General features: G+C 62.1%; 23 protein-coding genes. 14 read left to right on the forward strand and 9 right to left on the reverse strand.

The genetic code is table 11. The annotated features are described in order from the left end of the window. Positions 1-21: 21 nt before the first annotated feature. Complete coding sequence (locus HUI96_RS09845; RefSeq protein ID WP_188254468.1) at positions 22-1,131, forward strand: ABC transporter ATP-binding protein; 1,110 nt, start codon at positions 22-24, stop codon at positions 1,129-1,131. A 90-nt stretch (positions 1,132-1,221) separates the two neighbouring features. Here HUI96_RS09845 and HUI96_RS09850 read toward each other — a convergent pair whose 3' ends face one another. From HUI96_RS09850 to HUI96_RS09870, 5 genes are all read right to left on the reverse strand, one after another. Continuing rightward, positions 1,222-2,562, reverse strand: coding sequence for an Nramp family divalent metal transporter (locus tag HUI96_RS09850; protein ID WP_188254469.1), 1,341 nt, complete (start codon positions 2,560-2,562; stop codon positions 1,222-1,224). Positions 2,563-2,810: 248 nt separating this feature from the next. After that, a complete protein-coding gene (locus HUI96_RS09855) occupies positions 2,811-3,620 on the reverse strand; it encodes a metal ABC transporter permease (RefSeq protein ID WP_188254597.1) in 810 nt (269 codons plus the stop codon). Positions 3,621-3,652: 32 nt separating this feature from the next. Next, on the reverse strand, positions 3,653-4,513 hold the full coding sequence (locus HUI96_RS09860) for a metal ABC transporter permease (protein ID WP_337918193.1): 861 nt from the start codon (positions 4,511-4,513) through the stop codon (positions 3,653-3,655). Continuing rightward, complete coding sequence (locus HUI96_RS09865; RefSeq protein ID WP_188254470.1) at positions 4,510-5,421, reverse strand: manganese/iron ABC transporter ATP-binding protein; 912 nt, start codon at positions 5,419-5,421, stop codon at positions 4,510-4,512. Before HUI96_RS09865 ends, HUI96_RS09860 begins: the two co-directional genes overlap by 4 nt. Continuing rightward, positions 5,418-6,323: a metal ABC transporter substrate-binding protein gene (locus tag HUI96_RS09870; RefSeq protein ID WP_188254471.1), complete on the reverse strand. Its 906-nt coding sequence runs from the start codon at positions 6,321-6,323 to the stop codon at positions 5,418-5,420. Before HUI96_RS09870 ends, HUI96_RS09865 begins: the two co-directional genes overlap by 4 nt. Positions 6,324-6,522: 199 nt before the next feature. Here HUI96_RS09870 and HUI96_RS09875 point away from each other — a divergent pair, with 199 nt between their 5' ends. The 3 genes from HUI96_RS09875 to gndA all read left to right on the forward strand — a co-directional run bounded on the left by HUI96_RS09875 (position 6,523) and on the right by gndA (position 9,042). Further along, positions 6,523-6,789, forward strand: coding sequence for a DUF2171 domain-containing protein (locus HUI96_RS09875; protein WP_188254472.1), 267 nt, complete (start codon positions 6,523-6,525; stop codon positions 6,787-6,789). A gap of 119 nt (positions 6,790-6,908) precedes the next feature. Further along, a complete protein-coding gene (locus HUI96_RS09880) occupies positions 6,909-7,337 on the forward strand; it encodes a Fur family transcriptional regulator (protein WP_188254473.1) in 429 nt (142 codons plus the stop codon). Positions 7,338-7,620: 283 nt separating this feature from the next. After that, positions 7,621-9,042 carry an NADP-dependent phosphogluconate dehydrogenase gene (gndA, locus tag HUI96_RS09885; protein WP_188254474.1) on the forward strand — a complete coding sequence of 474 codons (1,422 nt, stop codon included), beginning with the start codon at positions 7,621-7,623 and terminating at the stop codon, positions 9,040-9,042. 142 nt (positions 9,043-9,184) lie between these two features. On the opposite strand, the gene HUI96_RS09890 is transcribed toward gndA, so the two are convergent. Further along, on the reverse strand, positions 9,185-9,592 hold the full coding sequence (locus HUI96_RS09890) for a DUF6481 family protein (RefSeq protein ID WP_188254475.1): 408 nt from the start codon (positions 9,590-9,592) through the stop codon (positions 9,185-9,187). 212 nt (positions 9,593-9,804) lie between these two features. Here HUI96_RS09890 and HUI96_RS09895 point away from each other — a divergent pair, with 212 nt between their 5' ends. The 10 genes from HUI96_RS09895 to HUI96_RS09940 all read left to right on the forward strand — a co-directional run bounded on the left by HUI96_RS09895 (position 9,805) and on the right by HUI96_RS09940 (position 22,256). Next, entirely contained in the window at positions 9,805-10,839 is a 1,035-nt protein-coding gene (locus HUI96_RS09895) for an LLM class flavin-dependent oxidoreductase (RefSeq protein ID WP_188254476.1), read from the forward strand. Between the two features lie 96 nt (positions 10,840-10,935). Beyond that, a complete protein-coding gene (locus HUI96_RS09900) occupies positions 10,936-12,090 on the forward strand; it encodes an AI-2E family transporter (protein ID WP_188254477.1) in 1,155 nt (384 codons plus the stop codon). 174 nt (positions 12,091-12,264) lie between these two features. After that, positions 12,265-13,248 carry an LLM class flavin-dependent oxidoreductase gene (locus HUI96_RS09905; RefSeq protein ID WP_188254478.1) on the forward strand — a complete coding sequence of 328 codons (984 nt, stop codon included), beginning with the start codon at positions 12,265-12,267 and terminating at the stop codon, positions 13,246-13,248. Positions 13,249-13,833: 585 nt separating this feature from the next. Further along, positions 13,834-15,093: a non-hydrolyzing UDP-N-acetylglucosamine 2-epimerase gene (wecB, locus tag HUI96_RS09910; RefSeq protein ID WP_337918195.1), complete on the forward strand. Its 1,260-nt coding sequence runs from the start codon at positions 13,834-13,836 to the stop codon at positions 15,091-15,093. Between the two features lie 15 nt (positions 15,094-15,108). After that, positions 15,109-16,428, forward strand: a complete 1,320-nt coding sequence (gene wecC, locus HUI96_RS09915) for a UDP-N-acetyl-D-mannosamine dehydrogenase (protein ID WP_188254479.1) — start codon at positions 15,109-15,111, stop codon at positions 16,426-16,428. 30 nt (positions 16,429-16,458) lie between these two features. After that, a complete protein-coding gene (locus HUI96_RS09920) occupies positions 16,459-17,304 on the forward strand; it encodes a hypothetical protein (protein WP_188254480.1) in 846 nt (281 codons plus the stop codon). Between the two features lie 6 nt (positions 17,305-17,310). Beyond that, a complete protein-coding gene (locus HUI96_RS09925; protein WP_188254481.1) occupies positions 17,311-19,509 on the forward strand; it encodes a glycosyltransferase in 2,199 nt (732 codons plus the stop codon). Continuing rightward, entirely contained in the window at positions 19,484-20,140 is a 657-nt protein-coding gene (locus HUI96_RS09930) for a class I SAM-dependent methyltransferase (RefSeq protein ID WP_188254482.1), read from the forward strand. The genes HUI96_RS09925 and HUI96_RS09930 overlap by 26 nt, the downstream gene beginning before the upstream one ends. A gap of 192 nt (positions 20,141-20,332) precedes the next feature. Beyond that, positions 20,333-21,244, forward strand: a complete 912-nt coding sequence (locus tag HUI96_RS09935) for a CgeB family protein (RefSeq protein WP_188254483.1) — start codon at positions 20,333-20,335, stop codon at positions 21,242-21,244. 205 nt (positions 21,245-21,449) lie between these two features. After that, on the forward strand, positions 21,450-22,256 hold the full coding sequence (locus HUI96_RS09940) for a sulfotransferase family protein (protein WP_188254484.1): 807 nt from the start codon (positions 21,450-21,452) through the stop codon (positions 22,254-22,256). Here the strand turns inward: HUI96_RS09940 and HUI96_RS09945 are convergent. From HUI96_RS09945 to HUI96_RS09955, 3 genes are all read right to left on the reverse strand, one after another. Then, positions 22,224-23,111 (reverse strand): phosphotransferase, encoded by an 888-nt coding sequence (locus tag HUI96_RS09945; protein ID WP_188254485.1) that lies wholly within the window; start codon positions 23,109-23,111, stop codon positions 22,224-22,226. The two genes, HUI96_RS09940 and HUI96_RS09945, sit on opposite strands and share 33 nt — an antisense overlap. Then, complete coding sequence (locus HUI96_RS09950; protein WP_188254486.1) at positions 23,105-23,725, reverse strand: class I SAM-dependent methyltransferase; 621 nt, start codon at positions 23,723-23,725, stop codon at positions 23,105-23,107. The genes HUI96_RS09945 and HUI96_RS09950 overlap by 7 nt, the downstream gene beginning before the upstream one ends. 361 nt (positions 23,726-24,086) lie before the next feature. Continuing rightward, complete coding sequence (locus HUI96_RS09955) at positions 24,087-25,235, reverse strand: DUF1501 domain-containing protein (protein ID WP_188254487.1); 1,149 nt, start codon at positions 25,233-25,235, stop codon at positions 24,087-24,089.

Genomic DNA, 25,235 nt, shown 5'->3' on the forward strand with positions numbered 1-25,235 from the left:
CGGTCGTATGGGAGGGAAGACATGGCCGATCTGACGCTCAGGAACATCAAGAAGGCATACGGCAACCTGTACACCCTTCACGGCATCGATCTCGACATCCAGTCGGGCGAGTTCATCGTCTTCGTCGGACCGTCGGGCTGCGGGAAGTCGACGCTTTTGCGCACCATAGCGGGGCTGGAGGAGATCACCTCCGGCGCGCTGGAGATCGACGGGCAGATGATGAACGACGTGCCGCCGTCGAAGCGCGGCATCGCCATGGTCTTCCAGTCCTACGCGCTCTATCCGCACATGACCGTCTACGACAACATGGCGTTCTCGATGCGCATCGCGCGCGAAAGCAGGCAGGAGATCGACAAGCGGGTGCGAGCGGCCGCGGAGATCCTGCAACTGACAAAGCTGCTCGACCGATTGCCGAAGGCCATGTCCGGCGGCCAGCGCCAGCGCGTCGCCATCGGCCGCGCCATCGTGCGCAATCCAAAAGTGTTCCTGTTCGACGAGCCGCTGTCGAACCTGGACGCAGCGCTGCGCGTGGCGACCCGCATCGAGATCGCCAAGCTGAAGGAATCGATGCCGAACACGACGATGATCTACGTCACCCACGACCAGGTGGAGGCGATGACACTCGCCGACCGCATCGTCGTGCTGAAGGACGGCCGCATCGAGCAGGTCGGCACGCCGATGGAGCTCTACCAGCATCCCGGCAACCTGTTCGTCGCCCAGTTCATCGGCTCGCCGGCGATGAACATGCTGCCGGCGACGATCATGAAGCCGGGCGTGACCAGCCTCGTCGAGGTATCGGGGCGCAGGATCAGCGTACCCGTCTCCACGCCGCCGGAAGCCGCGGGGGCGGCGATCAGTTTTGGCGTGCGGCCGGAGGATCTTGGGATCGCTGCCGCAGGCGAGCCGCTGTTCGAGGGCCGGGTGGACTACATCGAGCAACTCGGCGAGGTGCAACTCGTCTATGTCGACATCGGCCGGGAAAACCAGCCGATCGTCGCCAAGCTGCCGGGCTCGGCCCATGTCACCCGCGGCGAGACGATGCGGCTTTCGGCCGACGCGGGCCGCCTGCACATCTTCGACGCGAACGGGTTGTCCTACGCGCGCCCGCGCATCCAGGCGAAGGCGGCCTGACCCCATCCTCCCGTCCGGCGCCTTCGTGCGGCGGGCTCCCGAGAGGGAGCCCGCCTGCATTTGTGGTGGGGTTCTTACAGGCGCCGTCGGCTAACCCACGAAGAAATCGAACAGCAGCTTCACGTTGAGCAGGGCAATGACGACCGCAATGAAGCCGGCGAAGGCGACCAGCCAGCCTGGCGCCACCAGCGCGCCCATCTTGGCCTTGCTTGCCGTGAACATGACCAGCGGGAACACGGCGAAGGAGAGTTGCAGGCTGAGGACCACCTGCGTGAGGATGAGCAGGTGCGCGGTGCCGCTCTCGCCGTACCAGATCGTCACGATCGCCGCCGGGATGATGGCGATGGCGCGGGTGATCAGCCGGCGCAACCAGGGCGGCAGCCGGATGTCCAGGAATCCCTCCATGACGATCTGTCCGGCCAGCGTCGCCGTGACCGTCGAATTGATCCCGCAGCAGAGCAGGGCAAGGCCAAACAGCGTGGGCGCAATCGCCAGGCCGAGGATCGGCGCAAGCAGGCTGTGGGCTTCGCCCAGTTCCGCAATCTCAGTCCGACCGGATGCGTTGAAGGTGGCAGCCGCCAGGATGAGGATCGAGGCGTTGACAAGGAGCGCGAACATCAACGCCGCGGTCGAATCGATGGTCGCGTATCTCAGCGCCTGCCGCTTCTCGGGAAGGCTGTTTCCATAGGCGCGGGTCTGGACGATGCCCGAATGGAGATAGAGGTTGTGCGGCATCACCGTGGCGCCAAGGATGCCGAGCGCGAGATAGAGCATCTCCGGATTGGCGACGATCTCGGTCGTCGGCGCGAAGCCGCGGATCACGCCACCCCAGTCCGGGTCGGCCAGCGCGATCTGGATCGCAAAGCAGGCGGCGATTACGCCCAGAAGCGATATGATCAGCGCTTCCACCCAGCGGAAGCCGAGCCGCTGGAGGTAGAGAATCAGGAACACGTCGAGCGCGGTGATGACGACGCCGATCTCCAGCGGAACGCCGAAGATGAGATTGAGGCCGATGGCGGTGCCGATCACCTCGGCTATGTCGGTCGCGATGATGGCGATCTCGGCAAGCAGCCACAAGCCGTAGGCCACAAGCTGTGGGAAGGCGTCGCGGCAGGCCTGTGCAAGGTCGCGGCCGGAGGCGATGGCCAGTCGCGCGCACAGCGATTGCAGCACGATGGCCATGATGTTGGAGACCAGCGCCACCGACAGAAGGGTGTAGCCGAACTTGGAGCCGCCGGCGAGCGAGGTCGCCCAGTTTCCCGGGTCCATGTAGCCGACTGCGACCAGATAGCCGGGGCCGACGAAAGCAGCGGCCTTCCGCCACTGGGACTTGCCCGCATGAACCGCGATCGAGCGGTGGACATCCGACAGCGAAGGCTCGCCGCGGGTTTGGCGCCAGCCCTGGTCAGGGGAGGTTGCGCGAAAGTCCATGTGATCACCCTGGGGTTCGTTCCCTAGGATGGCCGGTTTGTAGCCGGAGAACGCCAACTTGTCAATGCAAATGCAAATCGTTTGCAACTGATGAGCTTCGGGCGTTCCATTCCCCTCCGCCGCTTGGTCGGATGCCAGCACCGAGGGTGCCGTGCACCTTGCTCGCCCCACGCGCGTTTAGGTCGTGCGAACCAACGCGCGCGGGCTCTCGACGGGAAGTCCGCCCGCTTGTCGTTAGCTCGTGAGCCTCACACTCCGGCGTTGACGACCTTCCGCTCCGCGCGGGCGATGGTGATACGCGAATAAAGAAAGGCGCCGACAAAGCCGATGCTCATCAGCAGCACGATGGTGGGCGCCGGCGCCGAGTTCAGGAAGAAGCTCAGATACACGCCGAGCATGGAGGCGGTTGCAGACACAGCTACCGCGGTCATCAGCATGCGATCGAAGCGGCTGGTGAGCAGGAAGGCGATGGCGCCTGGGCCGATGAGCATGGCGATCGCCAGGATGATGCCGACCGCCTTCAGCGCCCCGACGATTGTGAGCGAGAGCACCGCGAGCAGCCCGTAGTGAAGCAGGCGAACCGGCAGGCCGACGGCGCGCGCATGCTGCGGATCGAAAGCGTGCAGCAGCAGGTCGCGGCGGAAGGAAAGCACGAGCCCAGCGGAAATCGCCGCGACGATGCCGCTCTGGGCGACATCGCCCCAGGTGATGCCAAGCATGTCGCCGAACAAGATATGGTCGAGATGCATGTCGGACTGGATCTTGGTGTAGAGCACGATGCCCAGGCCGAACATGCCGGAGAACACCACGCCCATCACCGTGTCCTCCTTGACCCGGCTGTTCTCCTTGAGGAAACCGGTGCCGAGCGCGCAGACCATGCCCGCTGCGAACGCGCCGACGGCGAGCGGGATGCCCGCCAGGTAGGCGAGCACGACGCCTGGCAGCACCGCATGGCTGATGGCGTCGCCCATCAGCGACCAGCCCTTGAGCACGAGGAAGCAGGACAGAAGCGCCATCGGCACGGCGACCAGCAGTGCGATGGCAAAAGCCTGCTGCATGAAGCCGAACTGGAAGGGCTGGAGGAGGTCGGTCACAATCCCTCCCTCAGCGCTTCCCGCGCCTTCCTCCGCGCAGCAAGCATGCCGTGCTTGGGTGCGAAGACGAAGGCGGTGAGGAAGACCAGCGTCTGCAGGACGACGATGATCCCTCCCGTCGCCCCGTCGAGGAAATAGCTCGCATAGGCGCCGACAAGGCTGGTGAGCGTGCCGATGGCGACGCTTATGCAGATCAGCCGCGGGAAACGGTCGGTGAGTAGGTAGGCGGTCGCGCCCGGGGTGACCACCATCGCGATCACCAGGAAGGCTCCCACCGTCTGCAACGCGGCGACGGTGCAGGCGGACAGCAGCGTGAAGAAGAGGACCTTTAGCAGGTCGGGATTGAGACCGATCGTGCGGGCATGATTCTCGTCGAAGAAGACGACCATCAGGTCCTTCCATTTGACTAGCAGGATGGCGAGCGAAATGCCGCCGATCAGGACAAGCTGCAGCGTATCGCCCGGGGTGACTGCCAAAATGTTGCCGAGCACGATGGTCTGGATGTTCACGGAGGTAGGCGACAGCGACACCATGAACAGGCCGAGGCCGAAGAAGGAGGTGAAGATAAGGCCGATAATGGCGTCTTCCTTGAGCTTCGTGCGCTGGTTGAGGAACAGCATGGCGCCGGCCGCGAGCCCTCCCGCGATGAAGGCGCCCAACGAGAAGGGAAGGCCGAGCATGTAGGCGCCGGCCACGCCCGGCACGATCGAATGCGAGAGCGCATCGCCGATCAGCGACCAGCCCTTCAGCATCAAATAGGCGGAGAGGAAGGCGCAGACGCCGCCGACCAGCGCCGACACCCACATGGCATTCACCATGTAGCCGTACGCGAAGGGCTCGAGCAGGGTCTCGATCACCTGCCACCTTCCCCGCCGTCCGACTCGTCGCGCCGGTCGGCGCCGCGGTCGTAGATGACGAAGGGCCGCTCGTCGTCCGTGAGCACGGTGACGCGGCGCGGGTCGGCATCGTCGTGAAGCTCGGCGCCGCCCAGTGTGTACTGGCGCAGGACGCCGCCGAAGGCATGCTCCAGGTTGGCGTGGGTGAACACCTCCGCCGTCGGCCCGTACGCCAGGACGGTGCGGTTGATCAGCACCGCCCGGTCGCAGAAACGCGGCACGCTGCCGAGATTGTGGGTCGAGACCAGCATCACGCGGCCCTCCCCGCGCAATGCGCGAAGCAGCGTGATGATGGCCTCCTCTGTCCGGACATCGACGCCGGTGAACGGCTCGTCGAGGAGGATGATGTGCGCGTCCTGCGCGAGCGCACGGGCAAGGAACACGCGCTTTTTCTGGCCTCCGGAAAGCTCGCCGATCTGGCGCTTGCGGAAATCCGCCATGCCCACCCGCGCCAGTGCGTGCTCCACCGCCTCGCGGTCGGCCGCGCGAGGGATGCGCAGAAAATTCATGTGGCCGTAGCGGCCCATCATCACGACGTCTTCGACCAGGACGGGGAAGTTCCAGTCGACATCCTCGCTCTGCGGCACATAGGCGACCTCGTTGCGCCGAAGCGCCTCCTCGGCAGGTTTGCCGAGAATGCTGACGCGCCCGGCCGCGAGGGGGACGAATCCCATGATCGCCTTGAACAGCGTCGACTTGCCGCTGCCGTTTACACCCACCAGAGCGGTGATCGTGCCGCGGGGAATGGCGAAGCTGGCGTCCCTGAGCGCAGTGTGACCGTTGCGATAGGTGACGGTTACCTGCTCGACGGCGATACCGTCGGCTTGGTTGGCTGGCGTCAGGCCCTTTCGAGGCCTCGGCGCCGTCATTGCGCCAGCGCCTTGGCGACGGTCTGCGTGGTTACGCGCAGCATGTCGAGATAGGCCGGAACGGACCCGCCGGGGTCGCTCAGAGAATCCACGTAGAGCACCCCGCCATATTTCGCGCCCGTCTCGCGCGCAACCTGCTGGGCCGGATCGGCCGAAACCGTGCTTTCGGAGAAGACAGCCGTAATCCGGTTTGCCCGTACCGCATCTATGACTTTGCGGACCTGCTGCGGAGTCCCCTGCTGGTCGGCGTTGATCGGCCAGAGATAAAGCTCCTTCAGGCCGAGATCACGAGCCAGGTAGGAGAAGGCCCCCTCGCTGGTGACCAGCCAGCGCCGCTCGTCGGGGATCGAGCCGATTGCCGCCCGCGCGGGCTCCACCGTGGCATGGATTTTCTCCACATAGGCCTTGGCGTTGGCGGCGTAGGTCCCGGCATTCTTCGGATCGTGCTGGGCGAGCGCCTTGCGGATGTTCTCAACGTAGATCACGCCGGCTTCAGGCGACATCCAGGCGTGGGGGTTGGCCTTGCCCGAGTAGGGGCCTTCAGAGATGCTCATAGGCACGACGCCATCTGAGAGCACGGCGCTCGGAACTTCTTCCAGATTGCTGAAGAATTTCTCGAACCAGAGTTCGAGATTGAGACCGTTCCACAGGATCAGGTCGGCCTTCTGCGCCTCGATCAGGTCGCCGGGCGTGGGCTGGTAGTTGTGAATCTCGGCGCCGGGCTTGGTGATTGAAACGACCGTAGCGGCGTCCCCTGCGACATTGCGGGCCATGTCGGCCAGAACAGTGAAGGTGGTCACGACGACCATCTTTCCGCCCGCCTCGGCCCGTCCAGGCTCGTCCGAGCATGCGGCAAGCAGAGGAATACTGAGAAAGAGGGCCAGAAGCGTGCGACGATGCATGGCAGTTATGTCCCCCGATTCTCGAGGGTCAACATAGGGATGGGGTCGATGGCTGTCAATGCAACTGCAAATCGTTTGCAACTGCGATTCGGCGCGCGCTCGACAGCCGCCCGGCAGGATCCGACCTCAAGCCTGAGGATGCCGTGCATCCTAGTGGCGTCATGTGCGTTTAGGTGGTTCCAACCAGCGGAGAATGGTTATGGCTGACCTGAGCAGCGTGCGCGAGCACATGGAAATAATCGGGGCCGACGGGGTACATGTCGGGACGGTCGACAGGGTCGAGGGCGACCGCATCAAGCTGACCCGCGCCGACAGCGGCGAAGGCGGCCATCGGGGGCACCATCACTATCTCCCTGGCGCTCTCATCGCCGAAGTGGAGGGCAACAAGGTCCGGCTTTCTGCGAACGGCGACGTTGCCGCCGAGATGTTCGAGGAGGAGCAGCCAGGCTCTCCGGCCGCGGGCTGATTACTCGCCTCCCGCTCGCGAAGCTCCTTCGGTCAACCGATTGTTCCTGCTGGGTCTGACGGGCTCTAGTGGAGCACGCCTTGTTTGCAACTGGGTGTCATCTGGCGCATAGTCGCGCCATGGCGAAGCAGAAGAAGAACAAGCCCGATCATGAGAAGGCGTTGCGTCGGCAGGGGATCCGCATAACCCGTCCGCGCAAGGTGATTCTCGGGATTTTATCGGGCATGGAGGACCATCCGGACGCGCTGGAGATTTTTCGCCGCGCTGTCGCGATCGATCCGGCCATCTCGCTGTCTACGGTCTATCGCACAATGAAGCTGCTGGAGGAAAAGGGCGCGATCCAGCGCCATGCGTTCGAGGGCGGCCCGTCGCGCTTCGAGCGGGCCGGCGAAGAGCATCACGATCACCTGATCGATATCGAGACGGGTGACGTCATCGAGTTTCACTCGGAACGGATCGAGCAGCTCCAGGACGAGATTGCCAAGCGATTGGGCTACGACATCGTCCACCACAGGCTGGAATTGTATGGGCGCAAGAGGCGCGGGTAGGCACAAATGCTTAGATGGGCGCTCGTTCGCTAATCTGGTGCAGCCACCCATCCGCAGGTCATCCCGGGCGTAGCAGCAGCGGAGCGCCTGGTGAGATCCGGGATCCATTCCGGGTCGGTGGAAGGTTACGGAATGGCTTCCGATACGCGCTTCGCTGCGCTCGCTCGGCCGGAACGTCGAAAGAAATCGCGGCTCGCCGCGACCGGCTCTCCCGTTGACCGTGGCGGCAGACAGCGTCAAAGCTTCGGATCACTCGGCAACCAGCCCTATAGGAGATGACACCATGAGCAAGGCGGAAATCGGTCTGATCGGCCTCGGCACCATGGGCTCCAACCTGGCGCTGAACATCGCCGAAAAGGGGCACAGGATCGCCGTCTACAACCGCACGATGGCGCGGACCGAGGAGTTCGCCGCCAATGCAGGTCCTCTGCGCGACATGGTGGTGCCCTGCGAGACCATCGAGGCGCTGGCCGAAGCAATCGAGCCGCCCCGCCCTGTCATCATCATGACGGTCGCCGGCACGCCGGTCGACGAGCAGATCGCGCTGCTGCGCCGCGTGCTTTCGGCCGGCGACATCATCATTGACGCAGGCAACGCCAATTTCCGCGACACGATGCGCCGTTTCGCCGAACTCGAGGGCTCGGGGCTCACCTTCATCGGCATGGGCGTCTCGGGCGGCGAGGAAGGCGCGCGGCACGGCCCCTCGATCATGGTGGGCGGCACAGAGCAGTCCTACCGGCGCATCGAGAAGGTGCTGCTCGACATCTCGGCCAAGTATCATGGCGAGCCCTGCGCCGCCCTGATGGGACCGAACGGCGCCGGCCATTTCGTCAAGACCATCCACAACGGCATCGAATATGCCGACATGCAAATGATCGCCGAGATCTACGGCATCCTGCGCGACGGGGTGGGCATGGCGCCGAAGGAGATCGGCGAAATCTTCGCGCGCTGGAACGAGGGGCGGCTCAACTCATACCTCATCGAGATCACGGCGAAGGTGCTTGCCGCAGACGACCCGAAGACCGGCAGGCCGATGGTCGACATGATCCTCGACCGGGCCGGCCAGAAGGGAACCGGCAAATGGTCGGTGATCGAGGCGCAGATGCTGGGTGTCCCGGCCACGGCAATAGAGGCTGCGGTCGCGGCGCGCGTGCTCTCCTCGATGCGCGACGAGCGGCTGGCGGCCGAGAAGGCCTATGGCACGCAGACGACAAACCAGTTCACCGGTGACAGGCAGGCCCTCCTGGCCGACCTCGAGCTCGCGCTCTTCGCCGGCAAGATTGCGGCTTATGCGCAGGGCTTCGCCGTCATGGACGCGGCTTCGCGCGAGTTTTCCTGGGACATCCCGCTGCCCACGGTCGCCAAGATCTGGCGGGCCGGCTGCATCATCCGCTCGCAGTTCCTGGGCACGCTGGCAGAAGCCTTCACCGGCGAGAAGGTCGCCAACCTTCTGATGGCGCCGGCCTTCGTGGAGATGATGAAGGGCGCTCACCCGTCGCTGCGCCGGGTCATCGCCGGCGCCTCGGAAGCCGGGCTTCCGGTCCCGGCGCTATCGTCGGCGCTTGGCTATTTCGACCTCTACCGGCAGGGCCGCGGCACCTCGAACCTCCTGCAGGCGCAGCGCGACTTCTTCGGCGCTCACGGGTTCGAGCGGGTGGACGAGCCGGGCGCATTCCATGGGCCATGGGGCAGCGGCTCGCTGTGAGCGGGCCGCGCTCGCTTCAACCTGCCCTCCTCACCGAGCAGCATGGACATGCCTCCTCACCCCGGCCCCAACACCAAAAGGCGCCGGAGCCGTAGCTCCGCCGCCGTTTCGGATGGTTCTGGAACTCCCCCTTGAGGGGAGTCTAGCCGCGGCCGCGCTTGCTCTTGCGTGCGGCGTAGCGCGCGTCGCGCTTTGCCTTGCGCTCGGCCTCGAGAGCAAGCTCCTGAGCGATGCGCTCAACTTCCTGCTGCTCGCGCACCAAAGCCTCTGCGGCCAGCCGCTCTTCCTCTTGCCGGCGGCGCTCCGCTTCCTCGGCCTCGCGGCGAGCACGCTCGGCCGCCTCGAGAGCCTCGCGCTCCTTGCGCAGCCTTTCCCGTTCAGCCTCGCGCTTGGCGCGCGCCTCGAGGATAGCCTGACGCTCCGCCTTTCTGGCCAGAACGCGCGGATCATCCTCTGCCGGTCGAGCCTTGAACCGTTCGAGCAAAGCTCTCTTCGCTTCGTTCGCCGCGTTACGGCGTTCGAAGATGTCTTTTTCCCTATATACTGCCAATGGTCGCCTTCGATGTGTCAGTCGATACGCGCCGCTTACATACTCAGGATTTGCCCGATATCAAGCCGCAAATCCGCACACCTGTCATGAAAACGACGCATGTTGCAGGCGCGAAACGATCTCGCCCGGCGAATGCACTGTTCACTCTTGAAGGGCTGGCGCAAAGCTGCGCTTGAACTATCTCCGGGCCACAACTCAAACGAGCGGACGCCATGGAACTTGGCCTTTACACATTCGCCGATCTCGATCCGATTTCGGCGACGCGGGAGATCTCCCCGCACCAGCGGATGCGCAACCTCATCGAGGAGATCGAGCTCGCCGACCAGGTGGGGCTCGACGTGTTCGGCCTGGGCGAGCATCACCGCCCCGACTACATATCCTCCACACCTGCCGTGGCGCTGGCAGCAGCAGCCGAGCGCACCAAGCGCATAAAGCTGACCAGCGCCGTCACCGTGCTCTCCTCCGACGACCCGGTACGGGTCTTCCAGCAGTTTGCCACGCTCGACCTGATTTCCGGCGGCCGCGCCGAGATCATGGCGGGGCGGGGCTCCTTCATCGAATCCTTCCCGCTGTTCGGCTACGATCTTGACGACTACGACGAGCTTTTCTCGGAAAAGCTCGATCTCCTCCTGAAGCTGCGCGACGAGGAGCGGATCACCTGGTCGGGCCGGCTCCGTCCCCCGATCCGGGACCGCGGCGTCTATCCGCGCCCGTACCAGGAAAAGCTCCCGATCTGGCTCGCGGTCGGCGGCACGCCGAACTCCGTCGCCCGCGCCGGCGTGCTCGGGCTGCCTTTGGCGCTCGCTATCATCGGCGGCGAGCCAAGGCGATTCGCTCCGCTCTTCGAGCTCTATCGGCGAGCCGCGGCGAAGGCCGGTCGCGACCCGGACAAGCTGCCGACCAGCCTCAACGTGCATGGCTTCGTCGGCGAAACCACGGAGCAGGCGGCGGACGACTTCTACAAGCCCCAGGCCGAGGTGATGAACCGGATCGGCCGCGAGCGTGGCTGGGGGCCGACCAACCGCGCCCACTACGACCAGTCGCGCGGACCGCACGGAGCTCTGTTCGTGGGAGACCCTGAAGTCGTCGCGGAGAAGATCGTGGCCATGCACAAGCTCTTCCGGAACGACCGTTTCCTGATCCAAATGGCCATCGGGCTGGTGCCGCATGCCAAGCTGATGAAGGCGATCGAGCTGTTCGGCACGAAGGTCGCGCCCCTGGTGCGCAAGGCGACGGCAGCGTCGTAAACGGCCCGGCTGTCTAACCGGAACTTCTCCCGAACTGCAACGTTCATCGCCCGGGATGCCGGGTGCTGGCCGGGTACCCTGCCAAGAGGGTCCATCATGACAGTCCAGAACGGGGTATCCGGCGACGACATGCCGGAGCCTTCGCGCAGCGAGATTGAGCTGCGCCGCATCCGCATGGTCCTGATTGGGGTGTTTCTGCTGGCGCTGGTCTACGCCCTCTATTACGGGCGCGACTTCTTCATGCCCGTCATGCTCTCCTTCATGCTGGCGCTGACGCTGACCCCGATCGTGCGCCTGCTTCGGCGACAGGGGGTGCCCGAATATCTGTCGGCGACCCTGCTCGTCTTCGTATCCGTCGCCGCTATCGCGATCATCGGCTATTTGCTGAGCGGTCCCGTGCTCGCGCTCATCAACGATGCCCCTTCGATTGGACGCAAGCTGAGCGAGAAGCTGAGCGAACTGCGTCATCCATTCGAGCGCTTCATCGCCGTCACGAACCAGGTCGATCAGGTCACCGACACCGTCAGCGAACCCGGCGTCGAGAAGGTTGTCGTCGCCCAGCCCGGCATCGTGTCGCAAGCAGCGGGAAACCTCCTGTCGGCGGGCACGACGATCGCCGTTACCTTCGTGCTGTCGCTCTTCGTGCTGGCGTCCGGGCCGCTCTTCTACGAGAAGATCATCCAGTCCTTCGGCCGGCTCAGCGAGAAGAAGCGGGCCCTTCGAATCATCTACGACGTGGAGCAGGAGGTCTCGCGCTACCTGCTCACCATCACGCTGATCAATGCCGGGCTGGGAGTCGCGATTGGGCTGGGTCTTTGGGCGATCGGCATGCCGACGCCGCTCCTATGGGGCGTTTCGGCCATGCTGCTCAATTTCCTGCCCTACATCGGCGCGGCCGCGAACATCCTGCTGGTCGGGGCCATCTCCATCGTCAGCTTCGATACCCTCTATTTTGCATTGGCGGCGCCGGCCTTCGTTCTGCTCTGCAATGTGCTGGAGGGGCAGTTCATCACACCCCTGGTCGTCGGTCGCCGGCTCGAGATCAACGCGGTGTCGATCTTCATCGCGGTCGCCTTCTGGTCGTGGCTATGGGGGTTCGTAGGTGCGCTTCTGGCCGTGCCGATCCTGGTGGTGATCAAGGTCTTTTGTGACCACTTCGACAGCCTGAGACATGTCGGCAACTTCCTGGCTGCCCACCAGACGCTTGACGAAGCTGAGACGGAAACGCTGCCTGAGACAGCTCCGCGCTAGACCCGGGTCGGATCGGACTTTGCGCTGCCCGACACCATTCCCTATATCGACCGAGAACTGGGGCGGCCATGGCGAATCTCGCCGTCGCTGGTAGCAGGTCGTCCGGCTCAGCTCTGTCCGACCTCTCCGCCCACGATACGGCTCAGCGCGCAAGAGCATTCCGGAGAGAAATCCATGACCGAGCTTTCTGTTCTTGACCTGTCCCCGGTCCCGGAGGGGAGTTCCGCCGCGCAGTCGCTCGCGAACACGCTCGACCTGGCCCGGCACGCGGAAGGACTGGGCTACAAGCGCTACTGGCTGGCCGAACATCACAATATGCCTGGGATCGCCAGCGCGGCGACGTCCGTAGTCATCGGCCATGTCGCCGCCGGAACAAGTACGATTCGCGTCGGCGCGGGCGGCATCATGCTGCCCAACCACGCGCCGCTGGTCATCGCCGAGCAGTTCGGCACGCTTGCTGCCTTGCATTCCGGACGCATCGACCTCGGCCTCGGCCGCGCACCGGGAACCGACATGGCAACGGCACGCGCCCTGCGACGCAATCTGGAAGCTGGCGTGGACAGCTTCCCCAACGATGTTCTTGAACTGATGGGCTTCTTCCAGCCGGCTGAGCCGGACCAGCGCATACGTGCCGTGCCCGGCGAGGGCGAGGAGGTCGAGGTCTGGATCCTCGGCTCCAGCACCTACGGCGCCCAGCTTGCCGCCATTCTCGGCCTACCCTACGCGTTCGCATCGCATTTCGCGCCCGCCGAAATGGAGCATGCGATGGAGATCTACCGCGCTCGCTTCCAGCCATCGCAGCGCCTGCAGTCGCCTCGAATCATGCTCGGCCTGAACGTTTTCGCAGCCGATACGGATGAGCAGGCGCAGCTTCTGTTTTCTTCATTGCAGCAGACGTTCGTGAACCTGCGCAGCGGCCGCCCCGGCAAGCTGCCCCCACCGGTGAAGGGATACTACGAACAGCTCGATCCAATGGCCCGGGCCATGCTCGATCAGGCTCTGTCCTGCTCGATCGTCGGATCGCCCGAGAAAGTGCGCCAGGGCTTGAAAGACTTCATCGGTAGAACCGGCGCGGATGAGCTGATGGTGACTGCGCAGATCTTCGATCACTCAGCCCGGAAACGCTCCTTCGAAATCCTGATAGAAGCAAAGCGCTAGCTGTAACTGCGAACCAGACTCCAGGATGGTAGAAACGTTAGCAACTTCCATTCACCTCGCGCTGACGGAAAAGCATTGCACGGTCGATCTTTGCTAGGCTTTGTAGCTTTCCGTTCTTCGTATGAGCTATCTTGTTCTTTGACAGCAAGCAAAAGACAGCTTATCAAACACGATCGACGTGTATCGCTGAGGGCGCGATGCGGCTCTCGACTCGGGGATCCAAATTGGATGTTGAGGCCGCTCAAATGGTAGGTCGGATCGATGACAATTGGATGACAAAACTGGTGTCAGCATCTCGCGGCCGAGCCGCGGATGTCTGACGAAGAGGTACACTTAGACTGTAATCGGGGGTGCCGTCAGGCGTCCTGGTCGATTTGCCGGATGACGGGGGTGCTTGCTTGAAACGGTGCGGTCAATGCCATCGGGACGGAACCCGTGGCTCGCCGCTTGCGCGTCGCGCCGCGTCGCGCGAGATGAAATCCATTTCGCGGGAGAGGGGGCCAGGTTGACCATGGGATATCGGCCACTGGCAAATGCCTTCCCGCCTCGCTCGCCAACCGGCCTTCCGTGAGGCAGCGAAGTTCCATGAAACACCCTCCGAGCAGTTTGTGGTCAGAGCCCGACCGCCTTGCCCCCGACATCGATCCAGAGGTGATCGTTCGCGGCCACGGCGATGGTCGCCGCATGAGAATTCTGACCGTCTTCGGCACTCGGCCAGAGGCAATCAAGATGTGCCCGCTGGTCTTGCGCCTGATGGAGAATCCATCGGTGGAGTCGCGGCTCTGCGTAACCGCACAACACCGTGAAATGCTTGACCAGGTGCTCGCCTTGTTCGGTGTCGTGCCCGATTACGACCTCGACATCATGAGGCCGAACCAGACGCTGAACGACATCACCGGATCGGTGGTGCGGGGTCTTGATTGCGTGCTCGAGGAGTTCAAGCCTGATGTCGTCCTCGTCCATGGCGATACCACGACGTCTTTCAGCGCGGCGCTCGCCGCCTTCTATCGCCAGATCCCTGTCGCCCATGTCGAAGCCGGCCTTCGAACCGGAAACATCTATTCGCCCTGGCCCGAGGAGGCCAATCGCAAGCTGACCGGCACCATTGCCCAATGGCATTTCGCTCCAACTGCGACGGCGCGTGTCAATCTGCTCAAGGAAGGGGTTTCCAAGGATCGTATTCGCGTGACGGGGAACACGGTGATCGACGCCTTGCTGTGGATGACCAAGCGCATCGAAAGCGATCCCGTCATCCATTCGACCATGACGAACCGGTTTTCAGGCCTTCGCGAAGCTTCCCGACTCATCCTGATCACCGGTCATCGCCGGGAAAACTTCGGCGCCGGCTTCGACAGCATCTGCAGGGCCATCCGCGATCTTGCCGTCGAGTTCCCGGACGTCGACTTCGTATATCCGGTCCATCTCAACCCCAACGTCCAGAGGCCGGTGAAGGCGATCCTGTCGGGCCTTGAGAACGTCCACCTGACCGCACCGCAGGAATATGCGCCCTTCGTCTGGCTGATGAATCGCTCATACCTGGTGCTGACGGATTCGGGAGGCATCCAGGAAGAGGCCCCTTCCCTCGGCAAGCCTGTGCTCGTCATGCGTGACACTACCGAGCGGCCCGAGGCGATAGAGGCGGGTACGGCGCGCTTGGTTGGCTCGGACCGCGGTCGCATCGTGGCAGGCGTCAGAGAACTGCTCACGGATGCCGGACAGTATGCCGCCATGGCCAACACCATGAATCCGTTCGGAGACGGACGGGCTTCGCAGATCATCGTCGAGACGCTTCTCAACGGGAGTTTCTCGGCATCTTCACATGACGCAGATGCCCCCGCAGTTTGAGGCTTGGAGAAGGCGATGCCCAATTCATCCATCGGCAAGACGGTCTCTGTAGTCGGCCTCGGCTACATCGGATTGCCTACGGCGACCGCCTTTGCCGAGCATGGCGTCGACGTGATCGGACTGGATGTCAATCAACGAGCGGTGGAGACGATCAACCGGGGCGAAATCCACATAGTTGAGCCGGATCTCGACCAGGCAGTGCACCGGGCGGTCAAAAGTGGCAAGCTGAGGGCGACCCTCACGCCGGAGCCCGCCGATGCATTCCTGATCGCGGTGCCGACCCCCTTCAAGGGCGCGGATCATGAGCCCGACCTCTCCTATATCGAGAAAGCGAGTCGGGCCATTGCCCCGGTCCTGAAGCACGGCGATCTGGTCGTGCTCGAGTCCACCTCACCTGTCGGCGCGACTGAACAGATGGCCGTCTGGCTGGCCGAGCAGCGGCCGGATCTCTCTTTCCCCCACCAGCGCGGCGAACAGTCCGACATCCGCATAGCCCATTGTCCGGAACGCGTCCTGCCCGGCCAGGTGATGCGCGAGTTGATCATCAATGATCGAATCATCGGCGGCATGACCCGCCGGTGCGCCCTGGCCGCCAAGTCCCTGTACAAGATCTTCGTCAAGGGCGACTGCGTCATCACCGACGCCCGCACCGCCGAAATGTGCAAGCTCGCCGAGAATGCGTTTCGCGATGTCAACATCGCCTATGCCAACGAATTGTCGGTGATATGTGATCAGTTGGGGATCGATGTGTGGGAGATGATCAGCCTCGCCAATCGGCACCCGCGCGTGAAGATCCTGCAGCCCGGCGCGGGAGTCGGAGGGCACTGCATCGCCGTCGACCCATGGTTCATCGTTGCCGGCGCTCCGAATGCCGCCAAGCTGATCCGCGCAGCGCGCGAGGTCAATGACGCCAAGCCGGGATGGCTTCTGGCGAAAGTCGCCGCGGCCGAAGAGACCTTTGCAAAACTTCGTGACGGAGCGAAGCCCATCATCGCCGTGCTTGGCCTAGCGTTCAAGCCCAATATCGATGATCTGCGCGAAAGCCCGGCCCTGCATATCGCCGAAGCTCTATACCAGCAGCACGGGGAACGGCTAATCGTCGTCGAGCCGAACATCGAGGCGCTGCCGGGATCGCTGGCCGACGCTCGGCTGGTGACGCTGGACCAGGCCCTGCACGCCGCCGACCTGCTGCTCGTCCTGGTCAAGCATCGGGAGTTTTTCGAGCTTTCCGAAAAGACGCTGCCGCCTGACCTGCAGGTCATCGATGCGGTCGGACTTCGCGGTCCCGACGGCTTGCCGCATGTGGCGCATCTCCGGACCTTGGCGGCCGGCTGAAGGGGCTTGGTGAGAGGGGCACGACGGACTGTGGCATCCGAAGGTGAGTCCAATCCCATCGACGGCGCCGCCGACGAAACCGGCGACACCCCGCAGCAGGTCGAACGCTTGACCGCCGAATTGAGGAGACGCGACGTCGCGATCAAGTCGCAGCAGGCCCTCATCACCTCTCTTCAGGAGAAGCTGGCAAAGGCCAGCAAGGAACTCGAACGGCTGAGCTCGGAAAACACTCAGGCGGAACTTCGATTGAGCCTGGAGCAATTGCGCCGGGAGAACGCCCAGACCAAGCAGGAGGCGGCGAAGGTAAGGAACACGATCTCCTACCAACTCGGCCATGCTTTGATACACGGCTTCAAGTCATGGTCTTCGGCAATCGCTCTCCCCCGAACATTGGTGGCAATTCATCTGGAAGCCAAGCGACGCGAGAAGTCGAAAGCGGCTCACGGCAGGAAACCCGGCGCGCAACCCGCCAATCCGTTAACTTCCGGTGCTCCTTCCGCTACCGCGGCTCATACCAGTACTGAGGAGGCGTGGTGCCATCCGTATGTGAAGTTGCAGGCAGTGGAAACGACCTCCCCTGGCCCGCAGCATTTCGCAATCGGCTCTTCGCTCGGCAATCCCGTCGACGGCGCAGTGACGCTCACCCCGCAGAACTTCGAACACACGATCGCGCGATCGGAGGGCTCGACGGTACGCGTCTATCTCAACCAGAACCTTGCCGGAACGGGTTGGGGGAACTTGTTCGACTTCGACGAAATGCAAAGCTTCAAAAGGTTCATCGAACTTCGAAGTATAGTCCGCACGAAGGGCGGCCGGGTGGAAATCATTCGAGAGGATGACTCCCTGGCTCCCCTGCTGTCTTACGTAGGCGACTAGTTCGGCATGAGGATCCTCGTAGTTGCCGATCTCAGCATCAACCAGGTGGATGGCTCGACCATCTGGATGAAGAACATGATCAAGCTGCTGTCGCTTTTGGGCAGTGGCATGAACATCGTCGTGCTTGCGCGGGAACAGAAATCCAACCAATCGCCCATAGTCCGCGATATCGAGGCGATCTCGAATGCCACCATGCTTGAGCCCTTTGACTGCCTGGGCAAGGCGGTTGCGGACGAGATCATCACCCAGGACAATCTGCTAGATGCCGTCGCTGGTGCGCGTGCCCGCTGTGGCGAGTTCGATTTCATATTGTGCCGCGGAACAGCCTTCGCAGCGCGGTTGGCGACCCATCCGCAGCTTCGACGTCGACTGATCGTCTACTGGACCGGCATATCCGAAAGCCTGCTCGTGGGCGGGGAGCCGCTTCTGGATGTACTGGCGAGGGACAACGTCAAGATCATCGCGCAGACGCATTTCGTGAAGAATGCGCTGGAAGTCTTCGCAGGTGTGTTCAGTGGGAACATCGCGGTCGTTCCGCCGATGATCGACACCGCATCTTTCCAGCCCGGCTTGATGCTGACGTCATCGCGGGACCTAGTGCTGAGCTATTCTGGCAAGATCGACAAGGACTACCTCGTCCTCGACCTGCTGAAGCTTGCCGGATGCGAACTGCCGGAGGGCAGGCGGCTGAAGGTGGACTTCATCGCCGGGAAGCTCACGAGGCACAAGGAAGACAGAAATTTTCCGGCAGATTGGGAAGCCGCGCGCCGCGCCGCGGATCCCGCCAACGTCACTTTCAGCGACAACGTTCCCCACTCGGAGATCGCGACCCTGATGCAGAGGGGGGATTTCGCCTGGTGCGTGCGCTCTCCCCGCTACGATTCCATCGTCGAGATCTCCACGAAGATGCTCGAATATGCCGCGCTCGGGGTTCCTCCGATCATCAACCGGACGCCGATCAACGAGGCGGTGTTTTGGAAAGACTATCCGCTCTTCGTCGAGAGTCCTGATCAGGCGCTCGATCTCGTCCGCCATCTGTCTTTAATGACCGAGGAGGAACGCCACGAACTCACACAATCCTGCCGCAACATAGCCGCTCGCTTCGACATTGCCCTGTCCATTCCGACGATGCGGCGGTTCCTCAACCTCGACGTCCGACGAATCGCCGGAAATGTGGCGGAGCAGGTAAAGCTGCTCGTGGCCGGGCACGATCTGAAATTCCTTGACCGGATCATCCACCGGCTGCGCTCCGTTCCGAGCATCGAACTGTCGTTCGACCGCTGGCGGACGACTCAAGTTCCTGAGATTGATCGTCAAGCATTCGCGCATGATGCGGACGTCGTGTTCTGCGAGTGGTGCTGCGAGAACGCGGTCTGGCACAGCCGCAACAAGCGGCCGGGCTGTCGCCTAATCATTCGGCTCCACCGGTTTGAGGCGTTCCGCGATTTTCCGGCACGCGTCGACTGGCGCAATGTCGACCAACTGATTGTGGTAAGCGATCACTTTCGGAACATCTGCGTGGAACAGTTCGGGGTGCCGCCCGAGATCATCATGGTGTTCCCGCAATTCATCGAGGCCTCCGAACTCGATCGGCCGAAGCACCGGAGGGCGGCCAGAACGATCGGCATGGTCGGCATCAATCCCTTCCATCACAAGCGCTTCGATCGGGCCCTGGAGTTCATGAAGCGCCTGGTCAGCCTGGACAGTTCCATGATGCTGCGGGTGCGCAGCGCAATGCCCTGGGACATCGGCTGGGTATGGGAATCCGACGGCGGCGAGCGACGACTCTACGAGAACCTGTTCCGGCAACTGATGAGCGATCCCGAGCTATCCGAGCGCGTCATCTTCGATCGCCCGGGTCGCGACATGGAGGAATGGTACCGCGAGGTCGGCTTCATTCTGTCCAGCTCCGATTCGGAGGGCTGTCACACGAGCGTGATCGAAGGCATGGCCTCTGGCTGCGTGCCACTGGTTTTCAATTGGCCGGGCGCGAAGAGCCTGTTCCCGAGCCAATTTGTTTACAACGAACTGACCAGTGCGGCCGACGACGTCGTAAGGATCGCCTCGTCCGGTCAATTACCCGAATTGGGCAAGGAGATGAAAGCCTGGGTTTCACGCTTCGACACGGACGCGTTCCTCGTCAAGCTGCTGGGAATGATCTTCGGGAAGGGGGAAATCGATGTCTCAGGCGTCCGAGAACTCTAGCGAACTGCTGAAGGAAGTCGAAGCCGCGAGGCGCGCGTTTCGCGACAAGATGGTCGGCTATATCAAGGCAGGAAACAGATACCACCACCCCGCACCGGAGTTGCCGACTTCCCTCGTCGAGAACTGCAGGTTCCTCGGCAGCCGACGCGAGATCATCTCGCGCATGCCGAAGAACGGTATTGTTGCTGAGGTGGGCGTGGACAAGGGCGAGTTCTCGAGGGTCATTCTGGAGATCGCGCAGCCGGAGCACCTTCACCTGATCCACATGGATCTCACGCGCCTCGACTACCAGAACGTCCAGGACGCGGTGGCCACCGGCCAATGCGAGTTGCACGGCGGCGATCCACCGGAAATACTATCCGAATTTCAGGATCGCTATTTCGATTGGATCTATATCGACGGCGATCACTACTATGAGGCTGTCAAGCAAGATCTCGAGGCTGCGAAAAGCAAGCTGAAGGCGGGTGGATACCTTGTTTTCAACGACTACTCCGTCTGGTCTCCCATCGGGATGACTCATTGCGGTGTTGCGCGTGCCGTGAATGAATTCTGCCTCAAGGAAGGATGGGAGTTCGTCTACTTCTCCTTCCAGAGCATGGGGTATAATGACGTCGCCATCCGGAAGGTGTAAAAGCGGAAGGCTTAGTACTTTACGCTGAACTGGACTCCTTCGAGCCAATATTGACCGTATGTTGGTCGACCTATAAGCCATGGATGTCACAACGCCCAAAGATCGCCCGTGCCGAACCCGGAATCCCGACTTAAGCTTGCACTTATTTCGGACGAGCAGACTCGGGTTTGCCTGTCGCACGAATGCCGCGTGATGGATGTCACGCCCTGGAACTATCCATTCGTGCTCAAGCTGTGGAAGCCGGATGTCCTCTTCGTGGAGTCAGCATGGATGGGGCGCTGGAACAGCTGGCGCTACAAGATCGCCTCCTATCCGGATCATCCGAAGCGCAGCAACGCTCGCCTCGCTCGAGTAGTCGAGGCGGCGCGCGACGCGCACATTCCGGCGGTGTTCTGGAACCGCGAGGATGGCGCGCACTTTCATCGCTTCGTCGATTCAGCCCGGCATTTCGACCGCATCTACACCGTCGACGAAAACACTATTCCACGCTACCGCGACGTCGTGTCTGATCAAGTGCCGGTCGAAGTGCTGATGTTCGCTGCGCAGCCGGCGATCCACTTCCCCCGTTCGACGGAACTTGTTCGCCGCGCTTCATTTGTCGGCAGCTACGATCGCCACATCCATCCGCGGCGGCGGTCCTGGCAGGACATGATCTTCGAAGCAGCCGTAACCATCGGACTGACCGTCTACGACCGCAATTCCAGCCGCAGGCCCGACAAGTACCGCTATCCGGATCGCCCGTGGATCAAGGTGCGGAAGGCCATTCGGCATGAGCGTACAGCCGAGGTCTATCGAAGCCATGTGGTGAATATCAACGTCAACACTGTCGACCAGTCTGCGACGGCTTTCTCGAGACGCCTGGTCGAGATCCTCGCCTGTGGCGGCTTCGCCGTCACAAACCCCACTCCGGCAGCCGTGCGTTTGTTCGGCGATTTCTGCCGGGTGCTGGACAGTGGAGAGGAGGCAAGAGCGCTTTTTGAGCGCCTCGCGCGTGAAGGTCTGTCGCATGCCGAGCGCGAGCAGACTCGCGCTGCCGCCGATCACGTCCAACGAAATCACACCTGGCGGCATCGTCTGGAGCAGGTGGCTGGGGCATGCGGTTGATTGTCGACCTTAGCGGTCCCAGGCAAAGCTGACTTTGCCTGTAACCGTACATTTTAGGGTTTCGATCGGCGCACCCGTAGAAGACGGTTCAAGTAATGTGTTTGCTGACCACGAAGTAACCGATCCGTTGCTTGCGCTTTGAATAGCGGTTTACACAAACTGTAGCCGGCCGCTTATTGGAATTCGAAACGCCAGAGGGGCAATAATGAAGCCTAAGGTGGATTTCTTCGTGATCGGACCTGCGCGATGCGGTACGACAAGTCTGTACGCCGCGATGCGTCGTCACCCGCAAGTCTATGCCCCTCCAAAGAAGGAGCCCCGATTCTTTGACCAGAATTGGGATAAAGGCTGGGGATGGTATGCCGACAACTACAAGCAGGCTCCATCCGGCAGGCTGACGGGTGATTTCTCGCCAACTTATGCTTCGTCGTACAAGCGAAGCACAGCGCTGCGCATCGCACGGGCGTACCCGGATGCAAAAATCATCCAACTCATACGCAACCCCATAGACTGCGCGATTTCCAACTGGCGCATGGCGGCAGAAAATCGGGGGATGGAGATTCCATTTCTGCAGGCTCTCACCGAGTGGCGGGTGGTATTGGACCGTGCCTTATTCTTCGGCCAGATAACAAATTTCCGGGCCCATTTTCCAGACGCTCAGATCAAGTCGGTAGCCTTCGTCGAACGTGGAAACGATCCGACCATGTTGAGGGAGGTTCAGAGTTTTCTCGGCTTGGAAATCGTGAACATGCCTGTGCCCAAGGCCAGCCGCTCTGATAGTCGGAGAAATCGGCCGAAAAAACCCATCGTATCACATAGCGATCGCAAAACCTTCATCGAAATGGTGGCGGAAGATGCCAACAAGATACTGGAATATGCGGGGCTTCCGAAAGATTTCTGGGCACTTACAGTCGATTACAAGGGATGGGATAGCGGACTGGTAAGAAGAACCCAAGCCCGCCTGGCCATCCACCCGTACTTATCTCGGCTGCTGACTCTCACTACTCGCTGACTTAAGTCGTCGCACAATCTCCCACCCCCGGTGAATGAGATCGATCCGCTTCTGACGGCCGCCCATGTGCAACGCCCAATAACCCTGATGCGCGTTCATGGAAAATTCGACGTCACCCGGATTGGCTTTCAGGCCAAATCGCTTCCTGCCCTGCAGGTACCATGTGATGATTTGGCGTCTTCGCTGAACGGGACCTGACGCAAACACGCGCAAGCTGCCGCCGGGTGCACCCAGAGACGCACTTTCCCAATCGATTATGCTAAAGCCGCCTCGACGAACGAGGATGTTGTTGCTGTGCAGGTCATTGTGGGTCAGGCAGGCTCCGATGGATCGCCCGATAATCTCTGGATCCCAGCGGGTTAGATGCTTTATCTGCGAGGTCCATGCTGCCAATTCCGGCCATGCGTTCGACGTCCTTCGCAGGGCCGGACCGACGGGCTTCATCCAGTAGGTGGCGGGCAGTTCGACGTCGGATGCTGCCGCCTCGATCTCGGCGACTGCCATCATGAGAGCTTTCAGCTCCGCCGGCGAATATTTATGGAGGCTCTTGGCTTCTCCGTCGAGATATTCCCAGACCTCGATGTCGTCCAGCCGGCCATAAAGCTTCGGAAATCGCACGGATGCACACTTCAGTTCGCTCAGCCGGCGCGCGAGCGTATCGGTCAACGGATCACGTAACACACCGCCGACCTTCACATGGAAGGCGGTTCCCTTCGCTTCTGAACGAAAGAAGCGGCGGCCTGCCCCCGAGACTGCATCCGTTCGTCTTGTGAGGAGGAGATCTACGCTGTCCGGTAGTGACAGGATCGTCCTGACAGTACTGGCGACGCGAAGGTCCTCGCTGCTGCTCAGCACAGCTTGAAGATCCTGCGCTTGCCGTCCTGTCCGATCTCCTCGACGCTCTTGAACCCGCCTTCCTTCGCCACGAACGCCACGAATTCGTCCTGTTCCATGTTGCGATAGGCGCCTTCCATCTGCTTTTCCGTCGGCACATGGGCCTGGAAGAACATGGTCTTCGCCTTCATCCGGTGCAGCAGGGCGACGAGGTCGTTGAAGCCGATTTCGGTCTTCAGGAAGTGATGGAATATGTTGAGCGCGAGCACGATGTCGTAGGAGAGGTCTTCGAGCTTGAAGACCGAGGTCTCGAGGATCTCGAATTTCTTTCCACAGATGTCGCGTATTCCCCGCGCAATGTAGGCGAAGTTGGGAGAGTGCTCGACCGCTGTGACCCGGTAGCCGAGGTCCTCGAGCCAGTGCGCGAACTGACCCCAATGCGTGCCAATGTCGAGGACGGTTCCGCCCGGATGGTCCAGGTGCGGACGCAGGATGTCGAAGCGCTCATTGCCATGAGCGACCGGCAGATCCGCAAAATCCGGGTGGGGTATGCTGTGGTAGAGCTTGCCGCGGTTCTTCTCCATGAAGGCACGGACACGGCGCTTCAACTCATCCGGAGCTGGCTGGAATCCCATTTCGATTTTCTTCCTTCAGACTTTGCATCGAGCCCGGCTGAATAGAGCGGCGCACCTCAAGGGCGGCCCGTCCGACAAGCTGTGGCCGGTTCCGGCTGACTGTCAATCAAAACGTCGTGGAATCGTTACCTTGGCGATCTTCTGTACACAAGGCAAAAGTATACGTTAAGAGTGCATAGGCGGCGGCCCGACCGACACTCGTAGTAAGACTGCAAGAATTGCGCTAGCCAGCTTTGAAATGCATGAGGCATCAGATCAACTTGATCGGCCAGTCATCAGTGCCGCCCATCATTACAGCCGATGCGCGAATTTCGCAGGATTGCCCCTTGCTCGCGTAAGTGTCAGTGCTTGGCGCGGTTCCTCACGCACTCACCAGCACCGGCAGCGACTTGTCGAAAACCTGCTGCGGGAACAACGTCCGCATCGTAAGCTCGGGATCGAGGCCCAGGCCTTCCGCGGTTGCTTTGGCAATGAGAACGTTGAGGTCCAGGGTCGGGGTCAGATCCCGTCCTTCATAGAGTGCTGCCGGCTTCAGGCCCGGCCAGTCGGCGACGACGCGGCCTCCCGAAACGGAGCCCCCGAGCACCATGGCAGCGGATGCCGTTCCGTGATCGGTCCCGCCCGAACCGTTCACGGCTGCCGTGCGTCCGAATTCCGTCGCCACCAGCACCGTGGTCTTACTCCAGACATCTCCCAGCCCGTCACGAAGTGATCCGAACAGCGCATCGAGCTTGGTCAACTGGTTCTTGAGACGTCCTTTCTGTCCGGCATGCGTGTCCCAGCCGCTTGTCTCGATCATCGCGATCCGCGGTCCGCTCTCGGTGGTCAGGAAGCCTGCCGCCATGGTTCCAAGATTGGCCGCTTCCTCGCGCTCTTCGATGGCCACGGCGACCTCCCGCACCTCCAGCGCCTCCGCCCACAGGGCATGCAGTTGCGCGTCCCTGTCGTACATTGCTGCCACACGCATCAGAAGCTCTTCGGTGGGCTCCGGAAGCTTCGAGGGCGAATAGGTGTTCACGGCGACCGTGCCTCGCAGCGCCAGGGGCAACACCGGCGCGAAGGCGATCGCTTCCTCCTTGGATTGTGGAAGCAGCGGCAGGAGACGGTTCAGCCAGCCGTCCCTGAGCTGGTTCGGCTTCGTCCCGCCCGTCTCGAGCACGTTCTGCCCATCGAAATGCGATCTGTTGCGGTAGGGCGAAGCGACCGCGTGCACGAACAGCGCCTCTCCCTCACCATAGAACTCCGCCGTCCGGGTCAGCGCGGGATGCAGCGCGAACATCCCATCGAGCTTGAGGCTCTCGGCCGGATCGATGGCGATTGCACCCCGCAGCGTGGAATAGGACGGGTCTGCGTAGGGGACGACGGTGTTCAGCCCGTCGGCCGCGCCGCGCTGGATGATGAACACGAAGCGCCGGTCCGTGTCCACGCTGGCCAGGGTCATCCTGGGCCCCAGGAACATCGAACCCGTGATCCCCAGGCTGTAGCCAAGAAACTGTCGCCGGTTGAACAT

It is taken from the genome of Pseudaminobacter soli (ex Zhang et al. 2022), assembly GCF_014595955.1.
Lineage (GTDB): Bacteria > Pseudomonadota > Alphaproteobacteria > Rhizobiales > Rhizobiaceae > Kumtagia > Kumtagia pseudosoli.